We start from the raw sequence: 22,514 nt of genomic DNA, 5'->3' as shown, positions 1-22,514 counted from the left end.
ACATGCACGACGATGCGACCCGCTCCCTCCCCTTCCCGGCGCTGCGCCGCCGCGGCTTCCTCGCCGCGACCGGACTCGGCGCGACCGGACTCGGCGCGCTCACCCTGGCCGGCTGCGGCAGCGGTTCCGGTTCCGACTTCGACGAGGGCTCGGGCGACGGCTCGCCGAAGAAGGGCGGCCGGCTGCGCGCCGCGTTCGCGGGCGGTGGCGCGAGCGAGACCCTCGACCCGCACCTCGCCAACCTGTTCGCCGACGCCGCCCGCGCCAAGGCCCTGTTCGACAAGCTCGCCGACTACGGCGCCGACCTGTCCGCACAGCCCCGCCTCGCCGAGAAGTGGGAGCCGAACAGGACGCTGGACCGCTGGCGGATCACCCTGCGCGAGGCCACCTTCCACGACGGCAGCCCGGTCACCGCGAAGGACGTCCTCCACAGCTACCGCCGTATCGCCGACCCGGAGCAGGCGTTCCGCGCCAAGGCGTCCCTGGAGCCCATCGACCTCGACGCCAGTCGCGCCACCGGCGCGCGCTCCGTCGAGTTCGTGCTCAAGCGGCCCACGGCGGAATTCCCCAACGTGCTCGCCGCGTTCGGCGCGTACATCGTGCCCGAGCACGCCACCGGGTTCGACAGGGAGCCGATCGGTTCCGGCCCGTTCCGCTTCGTGTCGTTCACGCCCGGCCGCTCGGCGGTCTTCCGCCGCTACGACGACTACTGGGAGGGCGCCCCGCACCTCGACGAGATCGAGTTCGTCGTGGCGAACGAGGAGTCGGCCCGGGTCAACGCGCTGCTCGGCGGGCAGGTCGAGTACGCCCACGAGCTCAATCCCACCACCGCCCGCGCCCACGAGGACAAGGGGCGGATCGAGATCGTGCGGCTGCGGGGCAGCACGATGCAGGCGTTCTGCATGAAGACCGACCGGCCGCCCTTCGACGACGAACGGGTGCGCCGGGCGTTCTTCCTCATCGCCGACCGCCAAGAACTCGTCGACGGCGCGCTGTCCGGCGCGGGCGAGGTCGGCAACGACCTGTTCGGCAAGGGCTACGAGTACTACGCCGACGGCCTGCCCCAGCGCGAGCAGGACCTCGACAAGGCCCGCGCGCTGCTGAAGCAGGCCGGCGCCGAGGACCTGAGGGTCACCCTGGACACCTCCGCCGTCGCCGCCGGGTTCACCGAGGCCGCGAGCATCTTCCGCGACCAGGCGAAGAAGGCCGGGGTCACCGTCGAGGTGAGGATGGGCAGCAAGGACTCCTACTGGAGCGACATCCTCGACAACGGCGCCCTGTGCTGCTACCGCTCCGGCGCCATGCCCATCGAGGCGCACATCTCCCAGCGGCTGCTCACCGACTCCACCACCAACGCCACCAAGTGGCGGCACGAGGACTTCGACGCGCTGTACCGGCAGGCCCAGTCCACCCGCGACGAGGCGGAACGCGCCGCCGTCTACGCACGCATGCAGCGCCGCCTGTACGGCGAGGGCGGCTTCCTCATCTGGGGGTTCGCCGACTGGATCATCGCAACCGCGCGCAACGTCAAGGGCGTCGACACGAAGGCGCCGGCCAACACCCTCGACTGGGCCCGCTTCGACACGGTGTGGCTCGGGTGAGCGGACTGCGCTCCTTCGTCGCCCGGCGGCTGCTCCTCGGCGGCGTGCAGACCGTGGCCGTGGTGCTGCTGGTCTTCGCGCTCACCGAGGCGCTGCCGGGCGACGCCGCGGTCGCCCTCGCCGGGGACCAGCCCGACCCGGCCCGCATCGCGGCGATCCGGGAGGCGATGGAGCTGGACCGACCGGCCTGGGAACGGCTGGCCGACTGGGCGGCGGGGCTGCTCCACGGCGACCTCGGCACCTCGCTGGTCTCCGGCCGTCCGGTGCGCCAGTACCTCGCCGACGGCTTCGGGCCCACCCTGCTGCTGGCCTCGCTCACCGTGGTGCTGCTGGTGCCGGCCGGGTTCGGACTCGGGGTGCTGGCCGCCCGGCACGCGGGCCGGCCGGTGGACCGGCTGATCAGTTCCGTGACGCTCGCCGTGTACGCCGTCCCCGAGTTCGCCCTCGGTGTGCTGCTGGTGACCGTGTTCGCCCTGCGGCTCGGCTGGCTGCCGCCGACCGCCGTCGGCTACGGCACCGACCTGCTCGCCCACCCGGCCGCACTGGTCCTGCCCGTACTGGTGCTGCTGTCGAGGCCCGTGTGCTCACTGGTACGGCTGGTGCGCGCGGGCATGATCGACGCGCTCGCCTCCCCGTACGTGGCGCAGGCCCGCCGCTACGGCGTGTCCGGCGCCCGCGTCCGGTACACCCACGCGCTGCCGAACGCGCTGGCCCCCGCCGCCCAGCAACTCGCCCGCACCGTCGACTGGCTGCTGTGCGGGGTCATCGTCGTGGAGGCCCTGTTCGTGATCCCCGGACTCGGCACGGTTCTGCTGGGCGCCGTCGCCGAACGCGACGTGCCCGTCGTCCAGGGGCTGGCGGTGGTGTTCGGCGTCCTGACCGTCGTCCTGAACCTGGGCGCCGACCTGGTCGCCCACCGGCTCGCGCCCCGGGCGGGGGTGGCCGCGTGAGGAGTCCGCGTACGGGCCGCTTCGCGCTCGGCCTCACCCTCGTCGCCGTACCGCTCGTCCTCGCCCTGCTCGGGCCGGTGTTCGCGGGTGAACCGGGGCCGCGGGCCGCGTCCTTCACGCTGGGCGCGGGGCACTGGCTCGGCACCGACTTCGTGGGCCGGGACGTCTGGCGGCAGGTGCTGCACGGGGGGCGGCCGGTGGTGCTGACCGCGCTCGCCGCGACCGCCCTGGCCTACCTGGTCGCCCTTCCCGTCGGTCTGGTCAGTGCGCTCACCCGGCACCGCCGGCTGGAGGAGCTGCTGATGCGGCCCCTGGACGTGCTGCTCGCCGTGCCGTCGCTGCTGCTGATCCTGCTGGCGGCCACGGTGTTCTCGCCGGGCGCGGTCGGTCTCGCCCTGCTGGTCGCCCTGGCCCACGTGCCCGACGCGGCCCGGCTGGTGCGCGCCGCCGCCGCCGGGGCCGCCGCCCGGCCCGCGGTCGAGGCGCTGCGCATGCAGGGCGAGACGTGGTGGCGGATGGCCGTCGGCTATGTCGGCCGCTCCATGCTGCGCACCCTGGCCGCCGACGCCGGCACCCGGCTGACCGGCGTGCTCTACCTGGTCGCCACGGCCGCGTTCCTCGGTGTCGGCGTGGCTCCCGACGCCGCCGACTGGGCGGTCATGGTCGACCGCAACCGCACCGGCCTGTTCGTCCAGCCGTGGGCCGTGGTCGTCCCCGCCCTGCTGATCGTCGCGCTGACGACGGGGACGAACCTCCTCTTCGACGCCGCGCTGGACGAGGGCGGGCGCCGGGGCCCGCGCCGGACGGAGAAGGAAGCACACCCGTGAAGCACGAGTACGAGAAGGACACCGGCGGAGACACCGGCGTGAGCACCGGCGGGGATGCCGGCGTGGACACCGGCGGGGATCCCGTGGCCGAGATCCGCGGCCTGCGCGTCGTCGTCGACGGCCGGGCGATCGTCGACGGGGTGGACCTGCGGGTGCTGCCCGGCAGGGTGACGGCGCTGATCGGCGCGTCCGGCAGCGGCAAGACCACCACCGGTCTGGCCCTGCTCGGCGAGTACCCGGCGGGCGCCCGCGTCACCGGCGACGTACGGGTGGCGGACGGCGGCCTCGTCGGCTACGTGCCCCAGCACCCGGCGGCGGCGCTCAACCCCGCCCGCCGGGTCTCCGCGCTGCTGACCGACATCGCCCGCGCCCAGGTGCGTCACCTGCCGCCGCGGCAGCGCCGGGCGACGGCCCGCGAGCGTGTTCTGCGGGCGTTGACCGATGCCCACCTGCCTGACGCAGGAACCCTGTTGCGGCGTCATCCGCACCAGCTCTCCGGCGGCCAGCAGCAACGCGTCGTCCTCGCCCAGGCGTTGCTGCTGGGGGCGCGCGTCGTCGTGGCCGACGAGCCCACCACCGGGCAGGACGCCCTGACCAAGAGCCGTATCGTCGAGCGGTTCAGGGCCGTCGCGGCCCACGGCATCGCGGTGGTGCTGCTCAGCCACGACCTGGACGTGGTGCGCGCGCTCGCCGACGAGGTGGTGGTCCTGCGGGCGGGCCGGGTCGTCGAGTCGGGCCCGGCCCGGCGGATCCTGCTCTCGCCCCGGCACGAGGGGACCCGCGAACTGTTCGGCGAACAGGTGGAGCCGCCGGACCCGGACGAGCCGGCCGGGCGGCCGGGACCGCGCGTACACGGGCTGCCCCACGCACGGACAGAGGTACCGGATCCGGAGGAGCCGACCGGACGGCCAAAGGCGCCGGCACGTGGACCGCTCGGCCGGCCTACGGAGTCGCGGGGCCCGGACGACCGCACCGTCCGCACCGAGCGGCCCGTGCTGCGGGTGCGGGGGCTGACCGCCCGGCACCGCGACGGTGCCCGCGGCACGGCGGTCGTCCTGCGCGCCGCCGCACTCGACCTGTACCCGAGCCGGTCGCTCGCCGTCGTCGGCCGGTCCGGCAGCGGCAAGACCACCCTCGCCCGCTGCCTCGCCGGCCTCCACCGGGACCACGACGGCGAGATCCTCCTGGACGGCACGCCGCTGCCGCGCAGCCTGCGCGACCGCACGCGCGCCCAGCTCGCGGCCGTGCAGTACGTCTTCCAGGACGCGCACGCCGCCTTCGACGAGCACCGCCCCGTCGTACGGCAGGTCGCCCGCACCGCGGTCCGGCTGCGCGGCACCGACCCGGACACGGCCACCCGGGAGGCGCTGACCACCCTGGCCGGCCTCGGGCTCCCGGAGGAGCTGGCGCACCGGCACCCCGGCCGGCTCTCCGGCGGCGAACTCCAGCGCGCCGCCCTCGCCCGCGCCCTGCTCGCCCGCCCCCGCGTCCTGGTCTGCGACGAGATCACCTCCGGCCTCGACACGGTCACCCGCCGGGGCATCCTCGACGTGCTCACCGCTCTGGTCCGCGACCGCGACCGGCTCTCCCTCGTCCTGATCACCCACGACCTGGACACGGCCGCCCTGGCCCACCGCATCGCCGTACTGGACGCCGGCGCACTCGTCGAACAGGGGCCGGCCCACCAGATCCTGACCGCGCCGAGCCACCCGTTCACCGCGTCCCTCGTGCACACGACGACCCGCCTGGCGGCGAGGACGGCCACGTGACGCTCGGCGTGGGATCAATGGCCCACCGAGAAGGTGGCGTCGGCGCGGTCCGTGGCGGTGCCGGCCGGGACGACGCGCAGGGCATAGCCGGAGTGGCGGATGTAACGGGTGGGGTGGTCGTGGGAGCGGAAGGAGGACCAGGAGGCGTCCGCCAGGCCGACGACCACTGGATCAGCGCACCGCTTCGAGGGCAGGACGCCGCCTTGGAGCGGCTTCGCGTTGACCGGCAGCTCGAAGAGGCCCTGGCCCACGGGCCCGACCCACTGCATCTCGCGGAGGTCTTCGGGCTCGACGAGAAGACCGCGATGCGCTGCGCGGACTCCGCACGATCTCTGCTGGGGCAGGCCGCTGAACAGCATCTTCGATGAAATCTGGCCGATCCGGACGCGCCGTGAAGGGAATCATGGACGAGTGACGTCGACTGAAGCAGCAGCAATCACTCTCCAGGACCATGCCGGCCTCTGGAGCATGGGGGAAATCCGCGTGAGCGATGTCGTGAATGCCGCCTGCGATCGCTCGTCGCCGGACTCGACACCCCCGGCCTTCGTATCCTCGCCGCCTGCACGCGCGCCGAGGCGGACTACGACGTCCACCACCTGCTTCCCGCAGCACTCGACGAACTCGGCCTCACCTTCTATCCGGTCGCCGGCGAGGCCGGTCAGGAAGCCGCCGCCCGAGCCCTCGCACGCCGCATGCTCGCAGGAGAGCTCACGCCTCGGGAGTTCGCCTTCCGGACGCGCGGGGGCTGGCGACGCTGTTGGCCACCACGGGGTACCTCACCTCGCGGGCGGTGGACGACGCGCTGGACCTGCTGGAGGCCCTGATCGCGACGAAGCTGCCGGCCAGGGCGACACCGTCGAGGATTGAGTCCCGCGCCGCTCTCGCCGGGCAGTCGGCGAACGCAACTGACCCGGCGGCAGGCGGACGCCATGGGCAGTGGCGTTCCGAAGCCTGTCGGGTCAGGTGCTGAGTGCGTGTCCGGTTGTTGAGTCGACGTGCTCCGGGATCTCGTCATGGCGATCGCCCACGGTCGGTGTCCCGGTGGGCTCGAACATGAGGATTGCGGCGTCGGACGGAGCGTACGGCTTGTGCTCTGTGCCTCGGGGGACGGTGAAGACCGCCCCCTGTGGGAGCAGGACCGTGCGCTCCCCGTCGGGCTCGCGGAGGGAGATGCGCAGCTCGCCGTCGAGTACCAGGAAGAACTCGTCGGTGTCCTCGTGTACATGCCAGATGTGTTCGCCCTCGACCTTGGCGATGCGGACGTCATAGTCGTTGACGCGCGTGACTATGCGAGGGCTCCACACGGCGTCGAAGGAGGCCAGAGCCTTGCTGAGGGGGATGGGTTCGCTGCTCATGTGCTCATCCTGAGCCGCTTCGCTTGACCACCGTGAGTGCTAGGAATCGCACATGACGAAAGAATCCTCGCACGCAGCTCACGCGGCGGGCGTACACCGGGTCGTCGTGATCGTGGACGAGAACTCGAACCCCTTCGAGCTCGGCTGCGCGACCGAGGTCTTCGGTCTGCGCAGACCGGAGATCGGCCGTGATCTCTACGACTTCAGGCTCTGCTCCCCCGAGCCCCACACCCTGATGCGAGACGGGTTCTTCACGCTCACGGGAGTCGCCGACCTGGAAGCGGCCGACGCGGCGGACACCTTGATCGTCCCCAACCGCCCGGACATCGAAGTGCCCCGCCGTCCCGCCGTGCTCGATGCCGTCCGCCGGGCACACGCCCGAGGTGCGCGCCTGGTCGGCTTCTGCAGCGGCGCCTTCACACTGGCCGAGGCTGGAGTCCTCGACGGGCGCCGGGCCACCGCGCACTGGCAATGGGCGGATTCCTTCCGGGCCCGCTTCCCCTCCGTCCAGCTCGAAGCAGACGTGCTGTTCGTGGACGACGGTGACATCCTCACCGCGGCAGGCAGTGCAGCTGCGCTCGATCTCGGGCTGCATGTGGTCCGCCGCGACTACGGCGCGGAGGTCGCCAACTCCGTGAGCCGACGGCTGGTCTTCGCGGCGCACCGGGACGGCGGGCAGCGGCAGTTCGTGGAGCGCCCCATGCCCGACCTGCCGGACGAGTCCTTGGCGCCTGTTCTGGCCTGGGCCCAGGAACGGCTGGACTCACCGCTCACCGTGTCCGGCCTTGCGGCGCGTGCGGCGGTCAGTCCGGCGACGCTGCATCGCCGTTTCCAGGCACAACTGGGCACGACGCCGCTGGCGTGGCTGACGGGTGAACGGCTTGCTCTGGCGTGCCGGTTGATCGAGCGAGGTGAGTCCCGCTTCGAGGTAGTCGCGCGACGCAGCGGGCTCGGCACCGCTGCACATCTGCGCACGCTGATGCGCCGCGAGACCGGCATCACACCGTCGGCGTACAAGCGCCGGTTCGGGCCGGAGGCGAACTGACGGCGGGCATGCCCCGCCGACGCACCACGTGTGCCTCATCGTCTGCTGTCGCCAGGGGCGAGCAGGCTTGTCAGCTCCGAGACCGCCTCGGGAGAGGGCTTGAAGTAGCGGCGGACGCTCTCCGGCTTCTCGTGCCGGGACTTCGCCATCGGCATCAGCAGGGAGGCACCCTGCTCGGTTCACGGAGCCGGCGGCCGGCTCACTCGTCTGAACCTCCGGTCCCCCGCACCGGCCCGGTGCTCGCGGAGCCGGTTCCCGTGGGCGACGCCGTCGCGTCGGAGACGTGGGCGAGCGCGGTGTCGAGGAGGTCGCGGAGCCGGGTCGGGGTCGGTGCGACGGCCGTGGCCAGCAGCGCCGTGCCGTCGGCGAGGGGCGCCAGTACGCAGTGGCCCCGTTCCGGGTCGCCGAGGAGGACGGGCTCCGGGAGCGGCACCGGTTCGGGGTCGACGAGGAGGAGCTGTCCGGTCGCCCGGTGGCCGCCCAGTACGGCGGGGCCGTCCCACGCCGGGGCCGGGGCCCCGTAGACGGTGTGCTGGTCGAGGACCGGGCGGCCGTCGCGCCGTACGGTCAGGCGGGTGGACAGGTGGCCCGAGGGTTCGGCGGTACGTCCGAGGAGTTGTTCCTCGCGCAGGAGGAGCCGGGAGGTTCCGGCGAGGTCCACCTCGTACGTCTGGTGCAGGGTGCTGCCCCGCGCGCTGATCAGCGGCTGGGGCAGCCAGTGCAGCGACGCGTGTTCGCCGACGGTGAGCCGTACGTCGTAGGTGGCGGGGTCCGTGGTGGGGCCGCGCAGGGCGATGGTGGCGGCGGACGCGGTCACCTCCAGCCGGGTGCGCGCCTCGGCGGTGACGTCGAGCGCGAGCCTGTCCCCGCCGAGCGGTGCGCTCATCGCGCCGAGCACGCGGACCCGTGCCCGCTCCCCGCGGGGCCGCAGCCGGCGCAGGTGGAAGGGGCCGTCGCTGTGCAGGAGGGGGAGTGTCGTGGTGCGGCCGTTGTGGACGGCCCTCAGCCGGGCGGTGGCGCGGACGCCGGCGGGGTGGGCACGGGTCGTCGGCGCGTCCCCGACCGGGACCCGGGCGGCGGCCGTCACCCGGTGGCTCCGGCGCGCCAGGCGGCGATGCGCTCGGTGACCCAGTCGGTGACCGGGCGGATGCCGTCGGCCTCGGTCAGGCTGGTGAAGGCGTACGGCAGGTCCCCCCGCTGCCTGCGGGTGTCGGCCCTCATGGTGTCCAGGTCGGCCCCCACGTACGGCGCCAGGTCGGTCTTGTTGACCACGAGGAGGTCGGCGGTGGTGATGCCGGGGCCGCCCTTGCGGGGGATGTCGTCGCCGCTGGCCACGTCGATGACGAAGACCTGGGTGTCGACGAGCCCGCGGGAGAAGGTCGCGGTGAGGTTGTCCCCGCCGGACTCGATGAGGATCAGGTCCAGCGGGTGCAGGGTCTGTTCGAGGTGCTCGACCGCTTCGAGGTTGGCGGAGATGTCGTCGCGGATGGCGGTGTGCGGGCAGGCGCCGGTCTCCACGGCGGTGATGCGCTCCGGTGGCAGTACGGCCTCGCGGCGCAGGAAGGCGGCGTCCTCCTGGGTGTAGATGTCGTTGGTGACCACGGCGAGGGACAGCCGGTCCCGCAGGGTGCGGCACAGCGCCGCCACGGTCGCGGTCTTGCCCGAGCCGACCGGTCCGCCGAAGCCGATCCGCAGGGCGCGACGGCTGCCGTCCGGGCGCCGGTGGTCGGCGCTGTGGGTGTGGCGGTGCGGCAGGGTCACGGGAGGGTCCAGGTGCACGGGGGCTCCAGGTCGGTGTGGTGGAGGCGGGTCAGGAGGCGAAGAGGCGGACGGACCGGGCGGCGTGCTGCTCGCCGGTGATGTCCAGCAGCGGGGCGGACGCGGCGGGCAGGACGCTGACGCCCTCGGCGGCCACGCGCCGCGCCGCGCCGGCCGCGGCACCGGCGACGGTGTCGCACTCGTCGGCGAGCCGCGCCAGGATCGCGGTGGCCTCGAACGGGTCGAGGCTCAGCAGGCGTACCGCCGCGGTCGCCGGGCCGCCGACGCTCTCGTAGGCGGCGGCGTGGGCGGCGTCGAGCGGGGTGAGTCCGGCGGCGCGGGCCGTGACGCCGAGGACGACCGGCTGGTGGGCGCCCTGGGGGCGGTGGTGGGCGAGGTGGTCGAGTTCGGCGCTGGGCCAGGTGGCGCGGGCGGCGCGCATCAGTTGCCGGCCGAGGCGGCGGGCGACGCGGCGCAGGGCCGGTGCGGGGGTGCGGGTGTCGGCGGCCTCGTCCAGGGCGAGGGCGTCGTGTCCGGTGGCGGCCGCGGCGGCGAGACCGGCGGCGGTCAGTCCGGCGGTGTGCAGCCGCCCGCGGCAGAACGCCTCCAGACCGGCCGTGTCGTGGACGCTTCCGGAGGTGACGGCGGCCTCCATCCCGCCGGAGTGGGCGTGCCCGCCGGCGGGGAAACGGCCGTCGGCCAGGAGGAGCAGGGCGGTGCGGCTCATGGGGGGGCGGGCCCGCCTTTCGGGATTCGGGTTCCGGGTTCCGGGTTCCGGATGAGGGCCGGGGAGGTCAGAACAGGAAGTACCGCTGCGCCAGGGGGAGTTCGGTCGCGTAGTTCCGTCCGACCTCCTGTCCGTCGACGCTGGTGCGGACGTCGGAGGTGGTGGCGCCGCCGATGGTGACGTCGAAGGTGTCGGGGTCGACGCCGATCTCCGGAAGCCCGTTGTTGTGCACCATGTCGGCCTTGGTGACGCCCCGGGTGGAGCGGATCGCGCGCAGCGGCTTGAGCAGTCCGGTCCGGGAGAGGTCGCCGCCGAGGGCGGCCTCGGCGACGAAGTTGAAGGAGTTCGCCGCCGGGGCGCGGCCCTGGGAGCCCCAGACCGGGCGCGGCAGATAGGGCTGCGGGGTGGGGATGGAGGCGTTGGCGTCGCCGATCTGCGCGTAGGCGATCTGGCCGCCCTTGATGACCATGTGGGGTTTCACGCCGAAGAACTTCGGCTCCCACAGGACCAGGTCGGCGAGTTTGCCGTCCTCGACGGAGCCGACCTCGTGGTCGACGCCGTGGGTGATGGCGGGGTTGATGGTGTACTTGGCGATGTAGCGCCGGGCCCGGAAGTTGTCCGCGTCGGCGTCGTCCTCGCGCAGATGTCCGTAGCGGGACTTCATGACGTGCGCGGTCTGCCAGGTCCGCAGGATCATCTCGCCGATGCGTCCCATGGCCTGGGCGTCGGAGGACATCATCGAGATGGCGCCCATGTCGTGCAGCAGGTCCTCGGCGGCCATGGTGGAGGGCCGGATCCGGGAGTCGGCGAACGCCATGTCCGCCTCGACCTCCGGGTTGAGGTGGTGGCAGACGATCATCATGTCGACGTGTTCCTTCACGGTGTTGACCGTGAAGGGCCGGGTGGGGTTGGTCGACGCGGGCAGGACGTTCGGCTTGCTCGCGAGGCTGATCATGTCGGGGGCGTGTCCGCCGCCGGCGCCCTCGATGTGGAAGATGTGCAGGCCGCGGTAGTCGGTGGTGTCCTTGGTCCGGCGGTTCTTCTTGGTCGCGGCGAAGGTGTGGTGCACGAAACCGGACTCGTTGAGGGAGTCGGCGTGCAGGGCGACCTGGACCCCGGTCTCCTCGCACACGTTCAGGGCGGCGTCGATCACGGCCGGGGTCGCGCCCCAGTCCTCGTGGATCTTGAAGCCGAGGGCGCCGGCCTTGACCTGGTCGTGCAGCGCGTCCTCGGAGACGGTGCTGCCCTTGGCGAGCAGGCCGATGTTGACCGGGAAGGCGTCGAGCGCCTCGAACGTCCGCTGGATGTGCCACTTGCCGGGCGTCACGGTGGTGGCCGTACTGCCCTCGGCAGGGCCGGTGCCGCCGCCGATCAGGGTGGTCACGCCCGACGCGAGGGCCTCGTGGATCTGGCCGGGGCACAGGAAGTGCACGTGCGTGTCGACGCCGCCGGCGGTCAGGATGCGCCCCTGGCCGGAGATCACCTCCGTCTCGGGCCCCACGACGAAGGCCGACGCGCGCGGGTCGGGGTTGTCGGGCGGTGTCATGGTCTCCGGGTTGTACGCCTTGCCGATCGCCTGGATCCGGCCGTCGCGCAGTCCGACGTCGGCCTTGACCACGCCCCAGTGGTCCAGGATCAGCGCCCCGGTGATCACCGTGTCCACCGGCTTGCGCTCGTCCCTGCGCGGGATGTGCGACTGCCCCATGGACTCGCGGATCACCTTGCCGCCGCCGAAGACCATCTCGTCGCCGCTGCGGCCCGGCCCGCCGCTCCAGTCCGCCTCGATCCTCAGCCGGAGGTTGGTGTCGGCGAGCCGGATCCGGTCGTCGGTGGTGGGCCCGTACAGGTCGGCGTAGCGGGAGCGCGTCAGCGGCTCCCAGGGCTCGGCGTTCTCGTTCTCAGTCCTGTCGGGCATCGAGGTGCTTCTCCTCTTCGCTCTTGTCGGCCTGGAGTCCCTGGACGATCCGCTCCCCCGCGATGGGCACCAGCATCACGGTGCGCGCGTCGCCGGGCTCGAACCGTTCGGAGGTGCCGGAGGCGATGTGCAGCCGCATCCCGTGGGCGTCCTCACGGGTGAAGTCCAGGCCCTCGTTGGCCTCGGCGAAGTGGAAGTGGGAGCCCACCTGGATCGGACGGTCCGCGGGGTTGGACACCTCCAACGGCACGGGTGTGGCGCCCACGTTGAACGCGATCCGGTACTCGTCCTCGTCCGGCAGCAGCTCCCGCTTCCCCGGGTGGACGTCCACCTCGGTGTCCGCCTCGTCGAACGGGTCGTGGAGGGTGACCAGCTTCGTGCCGTCCGGGAACGTCGCCTCGACCTGGACGTTGGTGATCATCTCCGGTACGCCGTCCATGACCTCGTCGCGCCGCAGCACGTGGCGTCCGGACTCCATCACCGAGTCGACCGTCGCCCCGGCCCGCGCCTCCTCGTAGACGTGCGCCGTCAACAGCGCCATGACCTCCGGGTAGTTCAGCAGCAGCCCGCGCTCACGGCGCCGCCGGGCGACGTCCGCCGCCACATGGACCAGCAGGCGCTCCTGCTCGTGCGGAGTCAGATGCACGCCGTCCCCCTCTCCTGTTCCGTCGCTCCACGGCGGCGTCCGCCGCAGGGCGATCCTCGGAGAGCGCAGGCCGCGAGAGGGGAAAAACGACCTTATCGCGCCTGATGGGATGAACCGGGAGCACAGGTCGCACAGGGGCGCAGCCGCGGAGCCGCCGCCCGCCCCGCACCCGTGCGGGGAACGCCCCTGTCCGGCGGCGGGGCGCGTGTACGAGCCGTGGGTGCGGCCGCGTGGTTCCTGGAGGAGGGCCACCGGGGTGGCCGGGCCCCGGGCGGCGGGGAACACGGCGGTCCGGTCGCCCGTGCCGGGGCCGGCCGGCCCCCGCTCCGGTCGGGGTGACGCCGGAGGCGGCCGGAAGTGCCGGGAGCCGCCCGGGGCTCCGAGGGCGAGTGCCGGGACGGACGGCACCGGGACCGTCCCGTGCCCGGTACGGCTGCGGGCCGGTTCCCCCGACGCGGAAACGTGGTCCCCGCCGGGCCCGGCGGCACGACGCCGAGGGGAGCGGACCTCCCGGCGGAACGGTCCGTCGGCGGCGTGCCGCCGGCGTGTCGCCGGGAGATTCGCTCCCCTCGTGGCTCCAGGACCTGGGTCCGGGAGCGGTCCGGCGGACTCGCCGGCACCGTCGCGGGACGCGTGCGCCGGGTCCGTCCACCGGATCAGCGGCCGGTCACTCCCCGGCGGCCGCCTTCTTCCTGCGCAGGAAGAACAGCGCCGCGCCGCCCGCGGCCACGAGGGCCACCGCGACACCGGCGATCACCGGCGTCGCGCTGGAGCCGCCGGTGTTGGCGAGGTCGCCCTCACCACCGGTCGTGTCCTCGGAGGAGCCGCCGGCCGGGCTGGGGGCCGAGGACGGGGTGTCACCGTCGGTGCCCGGCGTCTCGGTCCCCGGGGCCGGGGTGCCCTGGGTCTTGCAGTCCAGGACGCCCTGGAAGCGCTCCGAGAAGCCGTTCGGGCCCTCGATGGTGAAGTCGTACGCCGCGTCCTCCTCGACCGGGACGGTCACCGTCTTGGAACCGCCCGGCTCGACGGTGTGCTCGGTGCCCGCGAGTTCGAAGGTGAACGGGGCGTCGCCCTCGTTGCTCGCCGTGACGTCGACGCCGCCCTCGGCGCAGTTCTTCTCCGCCGTGACCGAGGGGATGGCGCCCTTCGTGGCCCAGTTCGCGGTCGCGTCGGCCGTGACCGCGGACTCGCTGGAGCCGGCGAGGATCTGCGTCTGGCTCTTGCTGGGGCTGGCGAACGCGCGGCCCACCGGGATCTCGGTGGTCGCCCGGACCGACAGCGAGGCCGCCCCGTCGGCCGCCCCCTCGGGGACGTCGAAGTACAGCTCGGCGCCGTCACTGGCGGACGTGACGGCCTTGCCGTCCTTGTCGGTCACCTTGACACCGGCCCCGGCGGCGTCGGCGGACGCGGCGACGGAGACCTGACCGGCGTCGGTGCGCACGGTCACCGGGCCGAGCTTGCCGCCGGCCTTGCCGGAGACCGCGTTGGGCTCCAGGGTGAGGGAGGTCTTCGGCTCCCGGAGGTTCTGGGCCTGGGCCTCGAGCCAGTCGGCGAGCTTCTCGGCCTGCGCGTCGCGGGCCTCGACCTTCGCCCCGTCCGAGAAGCGCCAGATGGCCACCTGGGTGCCGGCCGCCGCGGTCTTGGCGGTCAGCCCGTCGGCGCCCGACTTCTGGGAGAGCGCCGCCAGGTCGCCGACCTGCGGGTACGAGTTCTGCAGGATCCAGAGGATCTTGCCCGCGTTCTCGTTGGCGCCGAGCGAGGTCTGGGCCCAGGGGGTCTCCAGGTACGTCGCCTTGTTCTGGGTCGGGTTGTGGATGTCGATGCAGTACGACTGCAGACGGCCGCTGCCCTCGACGTTCATCTCGAACAGGCCGGCGGCGATGTCCTTGGTCTTGCCGTCGCCGAGGTCCAGACGAGCCGAGTCGTACGTCTTCAGCCCGTCGAGAGTGGCGACCGCACCCCCCTGGTGGTGGACGTCGCCCTCGTCGGCGGCGGCGTTGCCCGCACCGGCGAGCAGGCCCATGGTCAGCAGGCCGGCCGTGGCCGCCCCTGCGGCGACACGTCGTGCGGTGGTGCGTCGCCCGGTCGCGGCGAACGCGGAATGAAGAGCAAACACAGATTTCCCCTCCGGCGGGACCCGCAACGGGACACGCGAGATGTGTTCACACGTGATGCGTGGTGGAAGAGTCACGCCAGTCGTCTCAAGTGCTGGAACAGCACACGGAGATCCTAGGGAGGGAAGCGTTTCGAGTCCTCGTTCCCGACGCCGCACGGCCGTTCCGAATCGGAACCGTTACTTCCCGCGACCGGAGTGTCCCCATCCATCCATTCTTCACAACTCGCTTGGGAGGTCTGCACACTTACCGTCCGGTAGAGGCCGACGGCCGCGTCCCGTCCTCACGGCGGCGTCACCGCGCCGGGCACCCGGGCGAGCGCGGCGTCGAGGAGGCCGCGGAGCAGGGTCGGGGTCCGCCCCTGGCCGACGGCCCGGGTGACCGTGCCGTGCCCGAGCCCGCGGTGAAGGGCAGGGGTGCGGCGCCCAGTTCTTCGGCGAGCAACGCGGTGGCCACGCGGCAGCACTCCAGTGCCCCGCCCCGCAGTCCCGGCCAAGTCCGCCGGCTGGTGAGCGCCTTTCGGACAAACTGAAGGCGATCCGGGTGAGCAGAGACAACCCGGAGGGTGCCCGGCGACCTCTCATGATCCGAACAACGCGATCTCGCAAGCCAGTTGGGGTTGCGCTGCTCGTCCACATCCCATGACGCACTCGGAAGCCGGAAGCACGAGGACTGATGACCAGACTCCCAAAGGGCCGCCCCAACCGCCTGACCCGCCCCTCCATCGCCGTCGCCGTCGCCATCGCCGCGACCGCGGGCGCCGTCGCCGCCGCGCCCGACGCGAAGTCCGAGGAGCCGACGCCGAAGCTCAGCCTGATCGCCGCCTCCACCTCCGTGACGCTCGACTCGTGGAGGGAGGACCCCGGGGTCTATCTCGACCTCGGGACGTACCTCACCTCCGAGAACGGCGCCTTCGAGCTCAAGGTGACCCGGAAGTCCTACAAGGACCCGGTCGTCGCCCAGCAGATCCTCCGGAACGGGAAGAAGACCCGGACCAGGACGCTCCCCGCCGGGGTCGTCAACGACTTCGCCGGACTGCCGGACTTCACGCAGATCACCCTCACCGACGCGGCCGGCTCGACGGTGCTGGAGAAGACCGAGGCGTTCTGTCCCAACAACGCCTCGGGGCGGGTCCGGCCGGACGCCCCCGCCAACTCGAAGTATCCGGAGAGCTGTCCGACGAACCCCTTCACCCTCGGTTCGGTATGGGGCGTCGAGAACGGCTGGGCGTCCAACACCTACTCGGGGCACTACACCGATGTGGTCCAGCTGGACGCCGGCACCTACACCGCCGAGATCAACGTGGCCGAGAAGTATCGTGATCTCTTCGGCATCGCCGACAAGCCGCAGACCGTCAAGGTGATCGTCCGCGAGCGCAGTTGGGAGGACGAGGAGAGTGCCGGCGGCCGCAGCCCGGCGAGGACCACCGCCTCCGGGCACAGCGCCCACGCGCAGCACGACGCCCACGCGCACCACGGGGCGGCCGCGCAGCACGACGCCCACGCGCAGCACGGGGCCGCCGCGGACACCCCGGCCCCCGGCCCCGTGACGAGCGGCGCCGGCCCCTCGTACAACGCCGGCCACGGACCCTACCCGTCGGCTCCGCCCGCCCTGCCGTGGGCGCTGAAGAGGAAGTCCCTGGAACGGCGGGCCCTCACCACCGCCGAGGTCGGTGACGGTCCCGGGCAGACCGACGGTTCGCGGCAGGCACCGGGCGCCCGGCCCAACGCGAAGCGGCCCACCGGCAAGGCGTCCGTTCCCGACGTGCCGAAGCCCGACCTGCGCTCGCTGCCCGCGTACGGCATCACCGTCAGCGACGGCTACGAGGAGGTGCCCGGCAAGGACTACCTCGCCTTCAGCGCCAACGTGTGGAACGCGGGCCCGGCCAAGCTCGTCGTGGACGGCTTCCGCTCCCCGGGCAAGGAGGTGATGGACGCCTACCAGTACTTCTACGACGCCGACGGCAAGCAGGTCGGATACACCCCGACCGGCGGCATGGAATGGGACCCGCGTCCCGGCCACGAGCACTGGCACTTCCTGGACTTCGCCAGTTACCGGCTGCTGACGGCCGACCAGAAGGAAACGGTGCGCAGCGGCAAGGAGGCGTTCTGCCTGGCCAACACCGACGCCGTCGACTACACGGTGAAGAACGCCAACTGGCACCCGGACAACACGGACCTGTCCACCGCGTGCGGTCAGGAGAACTCCATCTCCGTCCGCGAGGTGCTCGACGTCGGCTCCGGTGACACCTACACCCAGGACCTGCCCGGCCAGTCCTTCGACATCACGGACCTGCCGAACGGCACGTACTACATCCAGGTCCTCGCCAACCCGGAGAACCGGCTCAAGGAGACCGACCACAGCAACAACAGCGCGCTGCGGAAGGTGGTCCTGGGCGGCGAGAAGGGCGCCCGTACGGTGACGGTCCCCCCGCACGACCTGGTGGACGCCAACTGACCCACCCGTGGCGGCCGGGGCCGCTCCGGAGACGAACCGGGGCGGCCCCGGCCCGCCGGAACCGCCCGGGGACCCCGTTCGCCCGCGAGGGTCGACGGAGGGACCCGGCGACGGAGTCGGGGAGGGCTGCGCCGGAGGACGATGCCGGGACCGGGGGCGGCGTCACGGTGCGGCATCGGCGAGTGCGAGGGCGGCGAGTTCGGTTCGTGCGGTGACCCCGAGTTTGGGGAACGCCTTGTAGAGGTGGTACCCGACGGTGCGCGGGCTGAGGAACAGCTGCGCGGCGATGTCCCGGTTGGACAGGCCGCGTGCGGCCAGCCGGATGATCTTCCGTTCCTGCGCGGTGAGCACGGACAGTGCTCCGCCCGCGGCCTCGGGACCGGGTGTGGTTCCGCCGGTCGCGTCGAGCTCGGCGCGGGCCCGCTCCGCCCAGGGCGCGGCGCCGAGCCTCCGGAAGGTCTCGAACGCGTCGCGGAGCTGGCTCCTGGCCTCGGACCTGCGGCGCGTGCGGCGCAGCCATTCGCCGTAGAGGAGGGCGGTTCGCGCGCGTTCGAACTGACGGTCGTCGGGGTGCAGCCGCAACGCGGCCCGGTACAGCTCCGCGGCGTCCGCCTCCGGCGCGAGCAGTGCGCGGCAGCGTTGGACGTGCGCGTCGATCCATGGTTGCGCGGCGTCGTGTGCCCAGTCCGTGAGCCGTGCGAGCGGCTCGTGGGCGTCGACCGGCCGGCCGAGCCGCACCGTCGCCTCGACCAGGTCGGGAATGCTGCGCAGGCCGGGGAGCTGATGTCTCACCGGTCCGGTGTGCAGGGCGGCCAGGCGGGTGCGGGCGGACTCCCATCGGGCGTGGCCGAGGTCGAGCAGGGCCAGTGCCCAGTGCGCCCAGGACATGCCGGGCGGGACCGCGCCGGGCTCCGGGGCGGCGAGCGCGTCGTCGGCGAAGGCGTGGCAGCGTCGCTCGTCGCCCGCCACCGCGGCCAGGTGGGCCAGCACGCCGCTGATCTCGGCGGTCCACTGCCGGTGCCCGAGCTCCCTGGCGATGCCCAGCGCCTCGGTCGCCTCGTCCCAGGCGTCGGTGTGACGGCCGAGGAAGGTCGACGCCCGGGCGACGCACGCCAGCACGGGCGGCGTCCGTCCGATCCATCCGCGGTCGCGGCACTGGGCGAGGAGCTCGCCGGCCACCCGATGTGCCTCGGTGTCCCGGCCGACGGCCTGGAGGCTGGTCGCTCCGACCAGGATCGTGTCGTGCGGGCCGCCGAATCCGGTCCGTTCGGCGGCCGCGACGCGTCGCGCGAGGGTCCCGGGGTCCCGGTCCCCCTGACCGATCGCGGACCGCACCGTCCAGGTCAGCAGGCGAACCACGTGGGTGAGCGGGTCGTCGGGCGGCAACGGCAGGGCGTCCAGCCGGTGCGCGGTGTCCGCGATCTCGTCCTTCCCGAGGTACCAGGCGGCGTGCACCGCGTCGAGCATCATGCGGGCGGCCGTCGCCGGGTCGTCGGCCCGGGTCAGCTCGGCCGCCTCGGTCAGCAACCGGCGGGCCGTGCGGAGCAATCCGTGGTGGAACGCCGCGGCGGCGCGGACCCTGATGGCGCGCACGGTCAGGGCCGGGTCGTCGGTGCCCGCGGCACCGTGCCGGGCGAGCTCCACCATGCGGTCGATGTCACCTTCCTCGGCTATCGCTTCCGCCGCCAGCACGAGTCGGCGGGCCCGGTCCGTGCCGGACTCCGTCAGCTCCGCGGCCCGTTCGTAGGCCGCCGCCGCGGCGGCGTATCCGCTTCGCTCGACGGCCCGTCGGGCGGTGCCCTCCAGTTCCGCGGCCACCTGCTCGTCGGGGCCGGTGGCCACCACGGCGTGGTGCCAGGCGCGCCGGTCGGCGTCCTCCGGCCGGTGGAGGGCTTCGGCGAGGGCCGTGTGCACCACGAGACGGAGACTGACCGGCGCCGCCTGGTAGACGGCCGACCGCACGAGGGGGTGGCGGAAGCGCACGGTGCGGTTGTCCACCTGGAGCAGCCCCGCCGTTTCCGCGGGCACCAGATCCGTGGGGCGGCAGCCGAGAGGGGCGGCCGCGCGCAGGACGACGTCGCGGTCACCGGTGTCCTCGGCGGCCGCGACGAGCAGCAGGCGCCGGCTCGGCTCGGGCAGCCGTCGTGCCCGGTCGAGGAACGCCGCCTGCACCGCGTCGGTCATGGGCAGGTCCCGGCCGGCGGCGACCGGCCGGCCGGTGGCGAGGGCGACCGGCAGTTCGAGGAGGGCGAGCGGATTGCCCTGTGCCGCGGCCAGGACCCGGTACCGGTCGGCGGGGGACAGCGTGGCGGCGTGCTCGGCCAGGAGGCCTGCGGCGGCGGGCGCGTCGAGCCCCGTCAGCGGCAGGTGGGCGAGTCCGGGGGCCTCGAAGCCGGTCCGGGCGGTGATGATCAGCGCCGTGCCCTCGGCGTCGAGCCGCCGCGCGGCGAACAGCAGGGCCTCGGCGGACGCCCGGTCCAGCCACTGCGCGTCGTCGACGAGGCACAGGAGGGGCCCGCCGTCGGCGAACTCGGCGAGGAGGGAGAGGACGGCGAGGCCGACCAGCATGCGGTCGCCCGGTTCGGCCGGGGCGAGGCCGAAGGCCCCGCGCAGGGCGCGCGCCTGCGGTGCCGGGAGGGCGTCGGTCCGGTCGAGCGCGGGCCGCAGCAGCAGGTGCAGGCCGGCGAACGGCAGGTGGGCCTCGGACTCGATCGCGGTGGCGCGCACGACCCGTAAGCCGTCGGCCGCCGACGCCACGTACTCCAGCAACGCGGTCTTGCCCGTGCCCGGCTCCCCGGTGATGAGCAGACAACCGCTGCGGCCGGTCCGGCAGTCCGCCAGCAGGCGGTCGATGACCGATATCTCTTCACTCCGTCCGTGCAACACCTGGTGAGGGTACTTAAACCGACCGGGAATCCCGGGCCGGATTACCGGGGCGTGACGGATTCCGCCCCCGGCCCCCGGCCCTAGCGTGGTGGAACCGAACACGGCGGCGGAGGGAGATCGACCATGTCCGGCTTCGACGAGCTGGCCAGGCGGTACCTGGCGAGCTGGAACGAGCACGACCCGGCCAGGCGCCGGGCGCTCGTCGACGAGCTCTGGACCGATGACGCCGGTTACACCGATCCGATCGTGGCGGTCGAGGGCCGCAACGCCATCGAGGACGTGATCGCCACGGCCCAGCGGCAGTTCCCCGGCCTGGTGTACCGGCCGGCCGGGAAGGCCGACGGCCACCACGGCGTGGCACGCCTCGCCTGGGAACTGGCGCCGCCCGGCGGCCCCGCGGTGATCGCCGGACTCGCCGTCATGGTCACCGAGCGGACCCGCCTGCGCCGCGTGTACGGATTCCTCGACCCCGTCCTCACGGACACCACCGCACCAGGAGCCGGAAGTTGACACCTGATCCCATGACCCTCCACCCGCTGCCGGCACACGACCGGGTGGTCTTCCTCAAACCGCTGGTCGACTCACCGAAGATCGTGGTGGGCGAGTACACCTACTACGACGATCCCGAAGGCGCCACCGGCTTCGAGCACCGCAACGTGCTCTACGCCTACGGCCCGGAGCGACTGGTCATCGGCAGGTACTGCGCCATCGCCATGGGCACCCGGTTCCTGATGGCCGGCGCCGACCATCCGGCGATGGGCGTGTCCACCTTCCCGTTCACCATGTTCGGCGGCGAGTGGACCGAGCGGACCCTCGACATCGTCACCGGCATGCCGAGCCGGGGCGACACCGTGGTCGGCAACGACGTCTGGTTCGGCCACGGGGTCACCGTCATGCCCGGCGTGCGCATCGGTGACGGCGCCGTCGTCGCCGCCGGGGCGGTGGTCACCGCGGACGTCCCGCCCTACACGGTCGTCGGCGGCAACCCGGCCCGCCCGATCCGGCAGCGGTTCGACGACGCCGACGTCGACCTGCTCCTGCGGGCCGCCTGGTGGGACTGGCCGGTGGAGCTGGTCACCGAACACGCCCGCACCCTCATGGCCGGCACCCCGGCCGACATCGCCCGCATCGCCGCCGACCACGGACCGGGGACCGCATGACGTCCGTGTCGATCGAGGAGCACCCCGTGGGCGGCGGCGGCCCGTACTCCCTCACCACCGGCCCGGACGGCGCGCTGTGGTACACCCTGGTCCACGGCGGCCGGATCGGCCGGCTGGCGCCCGGCGCCGAACCGGTGAGCCACCGGCTGGACCCGGACTGCGGGCCGACGGTCATCACCACGGGGCCGGACGGCGCCCTGTGGTTCACCGAGTACCGGGCGCACCGCATCGGCCGGATCACCCCCGACGGCACGGTCACCGAATTCCCTCTGCCCACCGCGGAGTGCGGGCCGTTCGGCATCGCGGCGGGGCCCGACGGGGCGCTGTGGTTCACCGAGACCACCGCCGACCGCGTCGGCCGCGTCACCACCGCCGGCGAGGTCACCGAGTTCCCGCTCCCGGTCACCGGCGCGTTCCCGTCCGCCATCACCGCGGGGCCGGACGGCGGGATGTGGTTCACCCTGAACCGGGCCGACGCGATCGGCCGGATCGGCACCGACGGCACGGTCACCGTCCACCCGCTGCCCACCCCGGGCTCCGCACCGGTCGGCATCGCCCTCGGCCCCGACGGCGCCCTCTGGTACGTCGCCATCGCCGCCGGCCACATCGGCCGCGTCACCACCGGTGGCGAGGTCAGGGAGTTCCCGCTGCCCGACCGCGCCGGCCGGCCGCACGCCATCACTCCGGGCACCGACGGCTCCCTGTGGTTCACGGAGTGGGGCGGCAACCGCGTCGGCTCGATCACCACCGAGGGCGTGATCGAGGTGCACGACCTGCCCGCACCCGGCTCGGAGCCGCACGGCATCGCCCTCGGCCCCGACGGTGCCCTGTGGACGGCACTGGAGACCGGCGCCCTCGCCCGCATCGCCCCGAAGCCGCTGCCCCCCCGACCCAGGAGAGAACCTTGTCCGTGACGTTCAACCACACGATCATCCCCGCCAGGGACCGCGAGGAGTCGGCCCGGTTCTTCCGTGAGCTGTTCGAACTCCCCGAGGCTCCGTCGTGGGGTCCGTTCACCAACGTCCAGCTCGACGAGGGCGTGCTGCTGCAGTTCGCCGAGCTGCCCGGCGTCGACCGGATCCAGATGCACCACTACGCGTTCCTGGTCGACGACGACCTGTTCGACCGGGCCCACGCCCGCCTCCGGGCGGACGGCACCGAGCACTGGGCGGATCCTCGGATGACACGGCCCGGCGAGACCAACACCGAACACGGCGGCCGCGGTGTCTACTTCAGCGACCCCGCCGGCCACGCCATCGAAATGATCACCAAGCCCTACCTATGACCAGGACCACCCGAAAGGA

General features: G+C 73.2%; 18 protein-coding genes and 2 pseudogenes. 10 read left to right on the top strand and 10 right to left on the bottom strand.

Annotation, left to right across the window (positions count from 1 at the left end; all coding sequences use genetic code 11):
* Positions 1-2: 2 nt before the first annotated feature.
* Genes ABTY20_RS00150 through ABTY20_RS00135 form a run of 4 tightly spaced genes read left to right on the top strand, consistent with a single transcriptional unit; the run spans position 3 to position 5,147 of the window.
* Complete coding sequence (locus ABTY20_RS00150; RefSeq protein WP_351994731.1) at positions 3-1,601, top strand: ABC transporter substrate-binding protein; 1,599 nt, start codon at positions 3-5, stop codon at positions 1,599-1,601.
* Positions 1,598-2,551 (top strand): ABC transporter permease, encoded by a 954-nt coding sequence (locus ABTY20_RS00145; RefSeq protein ID WP_351994730.1) that lies wholly within the window; start codon positions 1,598-1,600, stop codon positions 2,549-2,551. Before ABTY20_RS00150 ends, ABTY20_RS00145 begins: the two co-directional genes overlap by 4 nt.
* Positions 2,548-3,378, top strand: a complete 831-nt coding sequence (locus ABTY20_RS00140; RefSeq protein WP_351994729.1) for an ABC transporter permease — start codon at positions 2,548-2,550, stop codon at positions 3,376-3,378. The genes ABTY20_RS00145 and ABTY20_RS00140 overlap by 4 nt, the downstream gene beginning before the upstream one ends.
* A 38-nt stretch (positions 3,379-3,416) precedes the next feature.
* Entirely contained in the window at positions 3,417-5,147 is a 1,731-nt protein-coding gene (locus ABTY20_RS00135) for an ABC transporter ATP-binding protein (RefSeq protein ID WP_351994909.1), read from the top strand.
* 14 nt (positions 5,148-5,161) lie between these two features.
* Here the strand turns inward: ABTY20_RS00135 and ABTY20_RS00130 are convergent.
* Positions 5,162-5,305 (bottom strand): annotated as a pseudogene (locus ABTY20_RS00130) (AbfB domain-containing protein); the annotation flags it as partial.
* Positions 5,306-6,106: 801 nt separating this feature from the next.
* Positions 6,107-6,502, bottom strand: a complete 396-nt coding sequence (locus tag ABTY20_RS00125) for a cupin domain-containing protein (protein WP_351994728.1) — start codon at positions 6,500-6,502, stop codon at positions 6,107-6,109.
* 52 nt (positions 6,503-6,554) lie between these two features.
* Here ABTY20_RS00125 and ABTY20_RS00120 point away from each other — a divergent pair, with 52 nt between their 5' ends.
* Positions 6,555-7,547, top strand: coding sequence for a GlxA family transcriptional regulator (locus ABTY20_RS00120; protein ID WP_351994727.1), 993 nt, complete (start codon positions 6,555-6,557; stop codon positions 7,545-7,547).
* A gap of 35 nt (positions 7,548-7,582) precedes the next feature.
* On the opposite strand, the pseudogene ABTY20_RS00115 reads toward ABTY20_RS00120, so the two are convergent.
* The 7 genes and pseudogenes from ABTY20_RS00115 to ABTY20_RS00085 form a co-directional block, all read right to left on the bottom strand.
* Positions 7,583-7,720: pseudogene (locus ABTY20_RS00115) on the bottom strand (site-specific integrase); the annotation flags it as partial.
* Positions 7,721-7,746: 26 nt separating this feature from the next.
* The gene (locus tag ABTY20_RS00110) at positions 7,747-8,634 is read right to left on the bottom strand and encodes an urease accessory protein UreD (RefSeq protein WP_351994726.1); all 888 of its coding nucleotides are present in this window, start codon (positions 8,632-8,634) and stop codon (positions 7,747-7,749) included.
* Positions 8,631-9,326 (bottom strand): urease accessory protein UreG, encoded by a 696-nt coding sequence (ureG, locus tag ABTY20_RS00105; protein ID WP_351994725.1) that lies wholly within the window; start codon positions 9,324-9,326, stop codon positions 8,631-8,633. Before ureG ends, ABTY20_RS00110 begins: the two co-directional genes overlap by 4 nt.
* Before the next feature lie 31 nt (positions 9,327-9,357).
* Positions 9,358-10,032, bottom strand: coding sequence for an urease accessory protein UreF (locus ABTY20_RS00100; RefSeq protein WP_351994724.1), 675 nt, complete (start codon positions 10,030-10,032; stop codon positions 9,358-9,360).
* 67 nt (positions 10,033-10,099) lie between these two features.
* The gene (locus ABTY20_RS00095; RefSeq protein ID WP_351994723.1) at positions 10,100-11,947 is read right to left on the bottom strand and encodes an urease subunit alpha; all 1,848 of its coding nucleotides are present in this window, start codon (positions 11,945-11,947) and stop codon (positions 10,100-10,102) included.
* Positions 11,931-12,593 (bottom strand): urease subunit gamma, encoded by a 663-nt coding sequence (locus tag ABTY20_RS00090; RefSeq protein WP_351994722.1) that lies wholly within the window; start codon positions 12,591-12,593, stop codon positions 11,931-11,933. Before ABTY20_RS00090 ends, ABTY20_RS00095 begins: the two co-directional genes overlap by 17 nt.
* A 667-nt stretch (positions 12,594-13,260) precedes the next feature.
* Entirely contained in the window at positions 13,261-14,616 is a 1,356-nt protein-coding gene (locus tag ABTY20_RS00085) for a Cys-Gln thioester bond-forming surface protein (protein ID WP_351994908.1), read from the bottom strand.
* 766 nt (positions 14,617-15,382) lie between these two features.
* Here ABTY20_RS00085 and ABTY20_RS00080 point away from each other — a divergent pair.
* Complete coding sequence (locus ABTY20_RS00080; protein ID WP_351994721.1) at positions 15,383-17,164, top strand: lysyl oxidase family protein; 1,782 nt, start codon at positions 15,383-15,385, stop codon at positions 17,162-17,164.
* A 162-nt stretch (positions 17,165-17,326) separates the two neighbouring features.
* On the opposite strand, the gene ABTY20_RS00075 is transcribed toward ABTY20_RS00080, so the two are convergent.
* Positions 17,327-20,050, bottom strand: a complete 2,724-nt coding sequence (locus ABTY20_RS00075; RefSeq protein WP_351994720.1) for an ATP-binding protein — start codon at positions 20,048-20,050, stop codon at positions 17,327-17,329.
* 123 nt (positions 20,051-20,173) lie between these two features.
* Between ABTY20_RS00075 and ABTY20_RS00070 the strand changes: the two genes are divergently transcribed.
* From ABTY20_RS00070 to ABTY20_RS00055, 4 genes are read left to right on the top strand one after another with little or no spacing between them, the layout of a single operon-like run.
* A complete protein-coding gene (locus tag ABTY20_RS00070) occupies positions 20,174-20,560 on the top strand; it encodes a nuclear transport factor 2 family protein (RefSeq protein ID WP_351994719.1) in 387 nt (128 codons plus the stop codon).
* The gene (locus tag ABTY20_RS00065; RefSeq protein ID WP_351994718.1) at positions 20,557-21,210 is read left to right on the top strand and encodes a CatB-related O-acetyltransferase; all 654 of its coding nucleotides are present in this window, start codon (positions 20,557-20,559) and stop codon (positions 21,208-21,210) included. Before ABTY20_RS00070 ends, ABTY20_RS00065 begins: the two co-directional genes overlap by 4 nt.
* Positions 21,207-22,124 (top strand): Vgb family protein, encoded by a 918-nt coding sequence (locus ABTY20_RS00060; RefSeq protein WP_351994717.1) that lies wholly within the window; start codon positions 21,207-21,209, stop codon positions 22,122-22,124. The genes ABTY20_RS00065 and ABTY20_RS00060 overlap by 4 nt, the downstream gene beginning before the upstream one ends.
* On the top strand, positions 22,115-22,495 hold the full coding sequence (locus ABTY20_RS00055; RefSeq protein WP_351994716.1) for a VOC family protein: 381 nt from the start codon (positions 22,115-22,117) through the stop codon (positions 22,493-22,495). Before ABTY20_RS00060 ends, ABTY20_RS00055 begins: the two co-directional genes overlap by 10 nt.
* Positions 22,496-22,514: the final 19 nt, after the last annotated feature.

The sequence above is a fragment of the Streptomyces sp. NPDC126497 genome (assembly GCF_040302425.1).
In the GTDB taxonomy this organism is placed as follows: Bacteria; Actinomycetota; Actinomycetes; order Streptomycetales; family Streptomycetaceae; genus Streptomyces.
This window is presented reverse-complemented; position numbering and strand designations above follow the sequence as displayed.

Excerpts from the sequence above, each read along its gene's own strand:
- ABTY20_RS00095 (WP_351994723.1), bottom strand. The coding sequence starts at position 11,947 with ATGCCCGACAGGACTGAGAACGAGAACGCCGAGCCCTGGGAGCCGCTG.
- ABTY20_RS00080 (WP_351994721.1), top strand. The coding sequence starts at position 15,383 with ATGACCAGACTCCCAAAGGGCCGCCCCAACCGCCTGACCCGCCCCTCC.
- ABTY20_RS00100 (WP_351994724.1), bottom strand. The coding sequence starts at position 10,032 with ATGAGCCGCACCGCCCTGCTCCTCCTGGCCGACGGCCGTTTCCCCGCC.
- ABTY20_RS00150 (WP_351994731.1), top strand. The coding sequence starts at position 3 with ATGCACGACGATGCGACCCGCTCCCTCCCCTTCCCGGCGCTGCGCCGC.
- ABTY20_RS00060 (WP_351994717.1), top strand. The coding sequence starts at position 21,207 with ATGACGTCCGTGTCGATCGAGGAGCACCCCGTGGGCGGCGGCGGCCCG.
- ABTY20_RS00120 (WP_351994727.1), top strand. The coding sequence starts at position 6,555 with ATGACGAAAGAATCCTCGCACGCAGCTCACGCGGCGGGCGTACACCGG.
- ABTY20_RS00125 (WP_351994728.1), bottom strand. The coding sequence starts at position 6,502 with ATGAGCAGCGAACCCATCCCCCTCAGCAAGGCTCTGGCCTCCTTCGAC.
- ABTY20_RS00085 (WP_351994908.1), bottom strand. The coding sequence starts at position 14,616 with ATGGGCCTGCTCGCCGGTGCGGGCAACGCCGCCGCCGACGAGGGCGAC.
- ABTY20_RS00070 (WP_351994719.1), top strand. The coding sequence starts at position 20,174 with ATGTCCGGCTTCGACGAGCTGGCCAGGCGGTACCTGGCGAGCTGGAAC.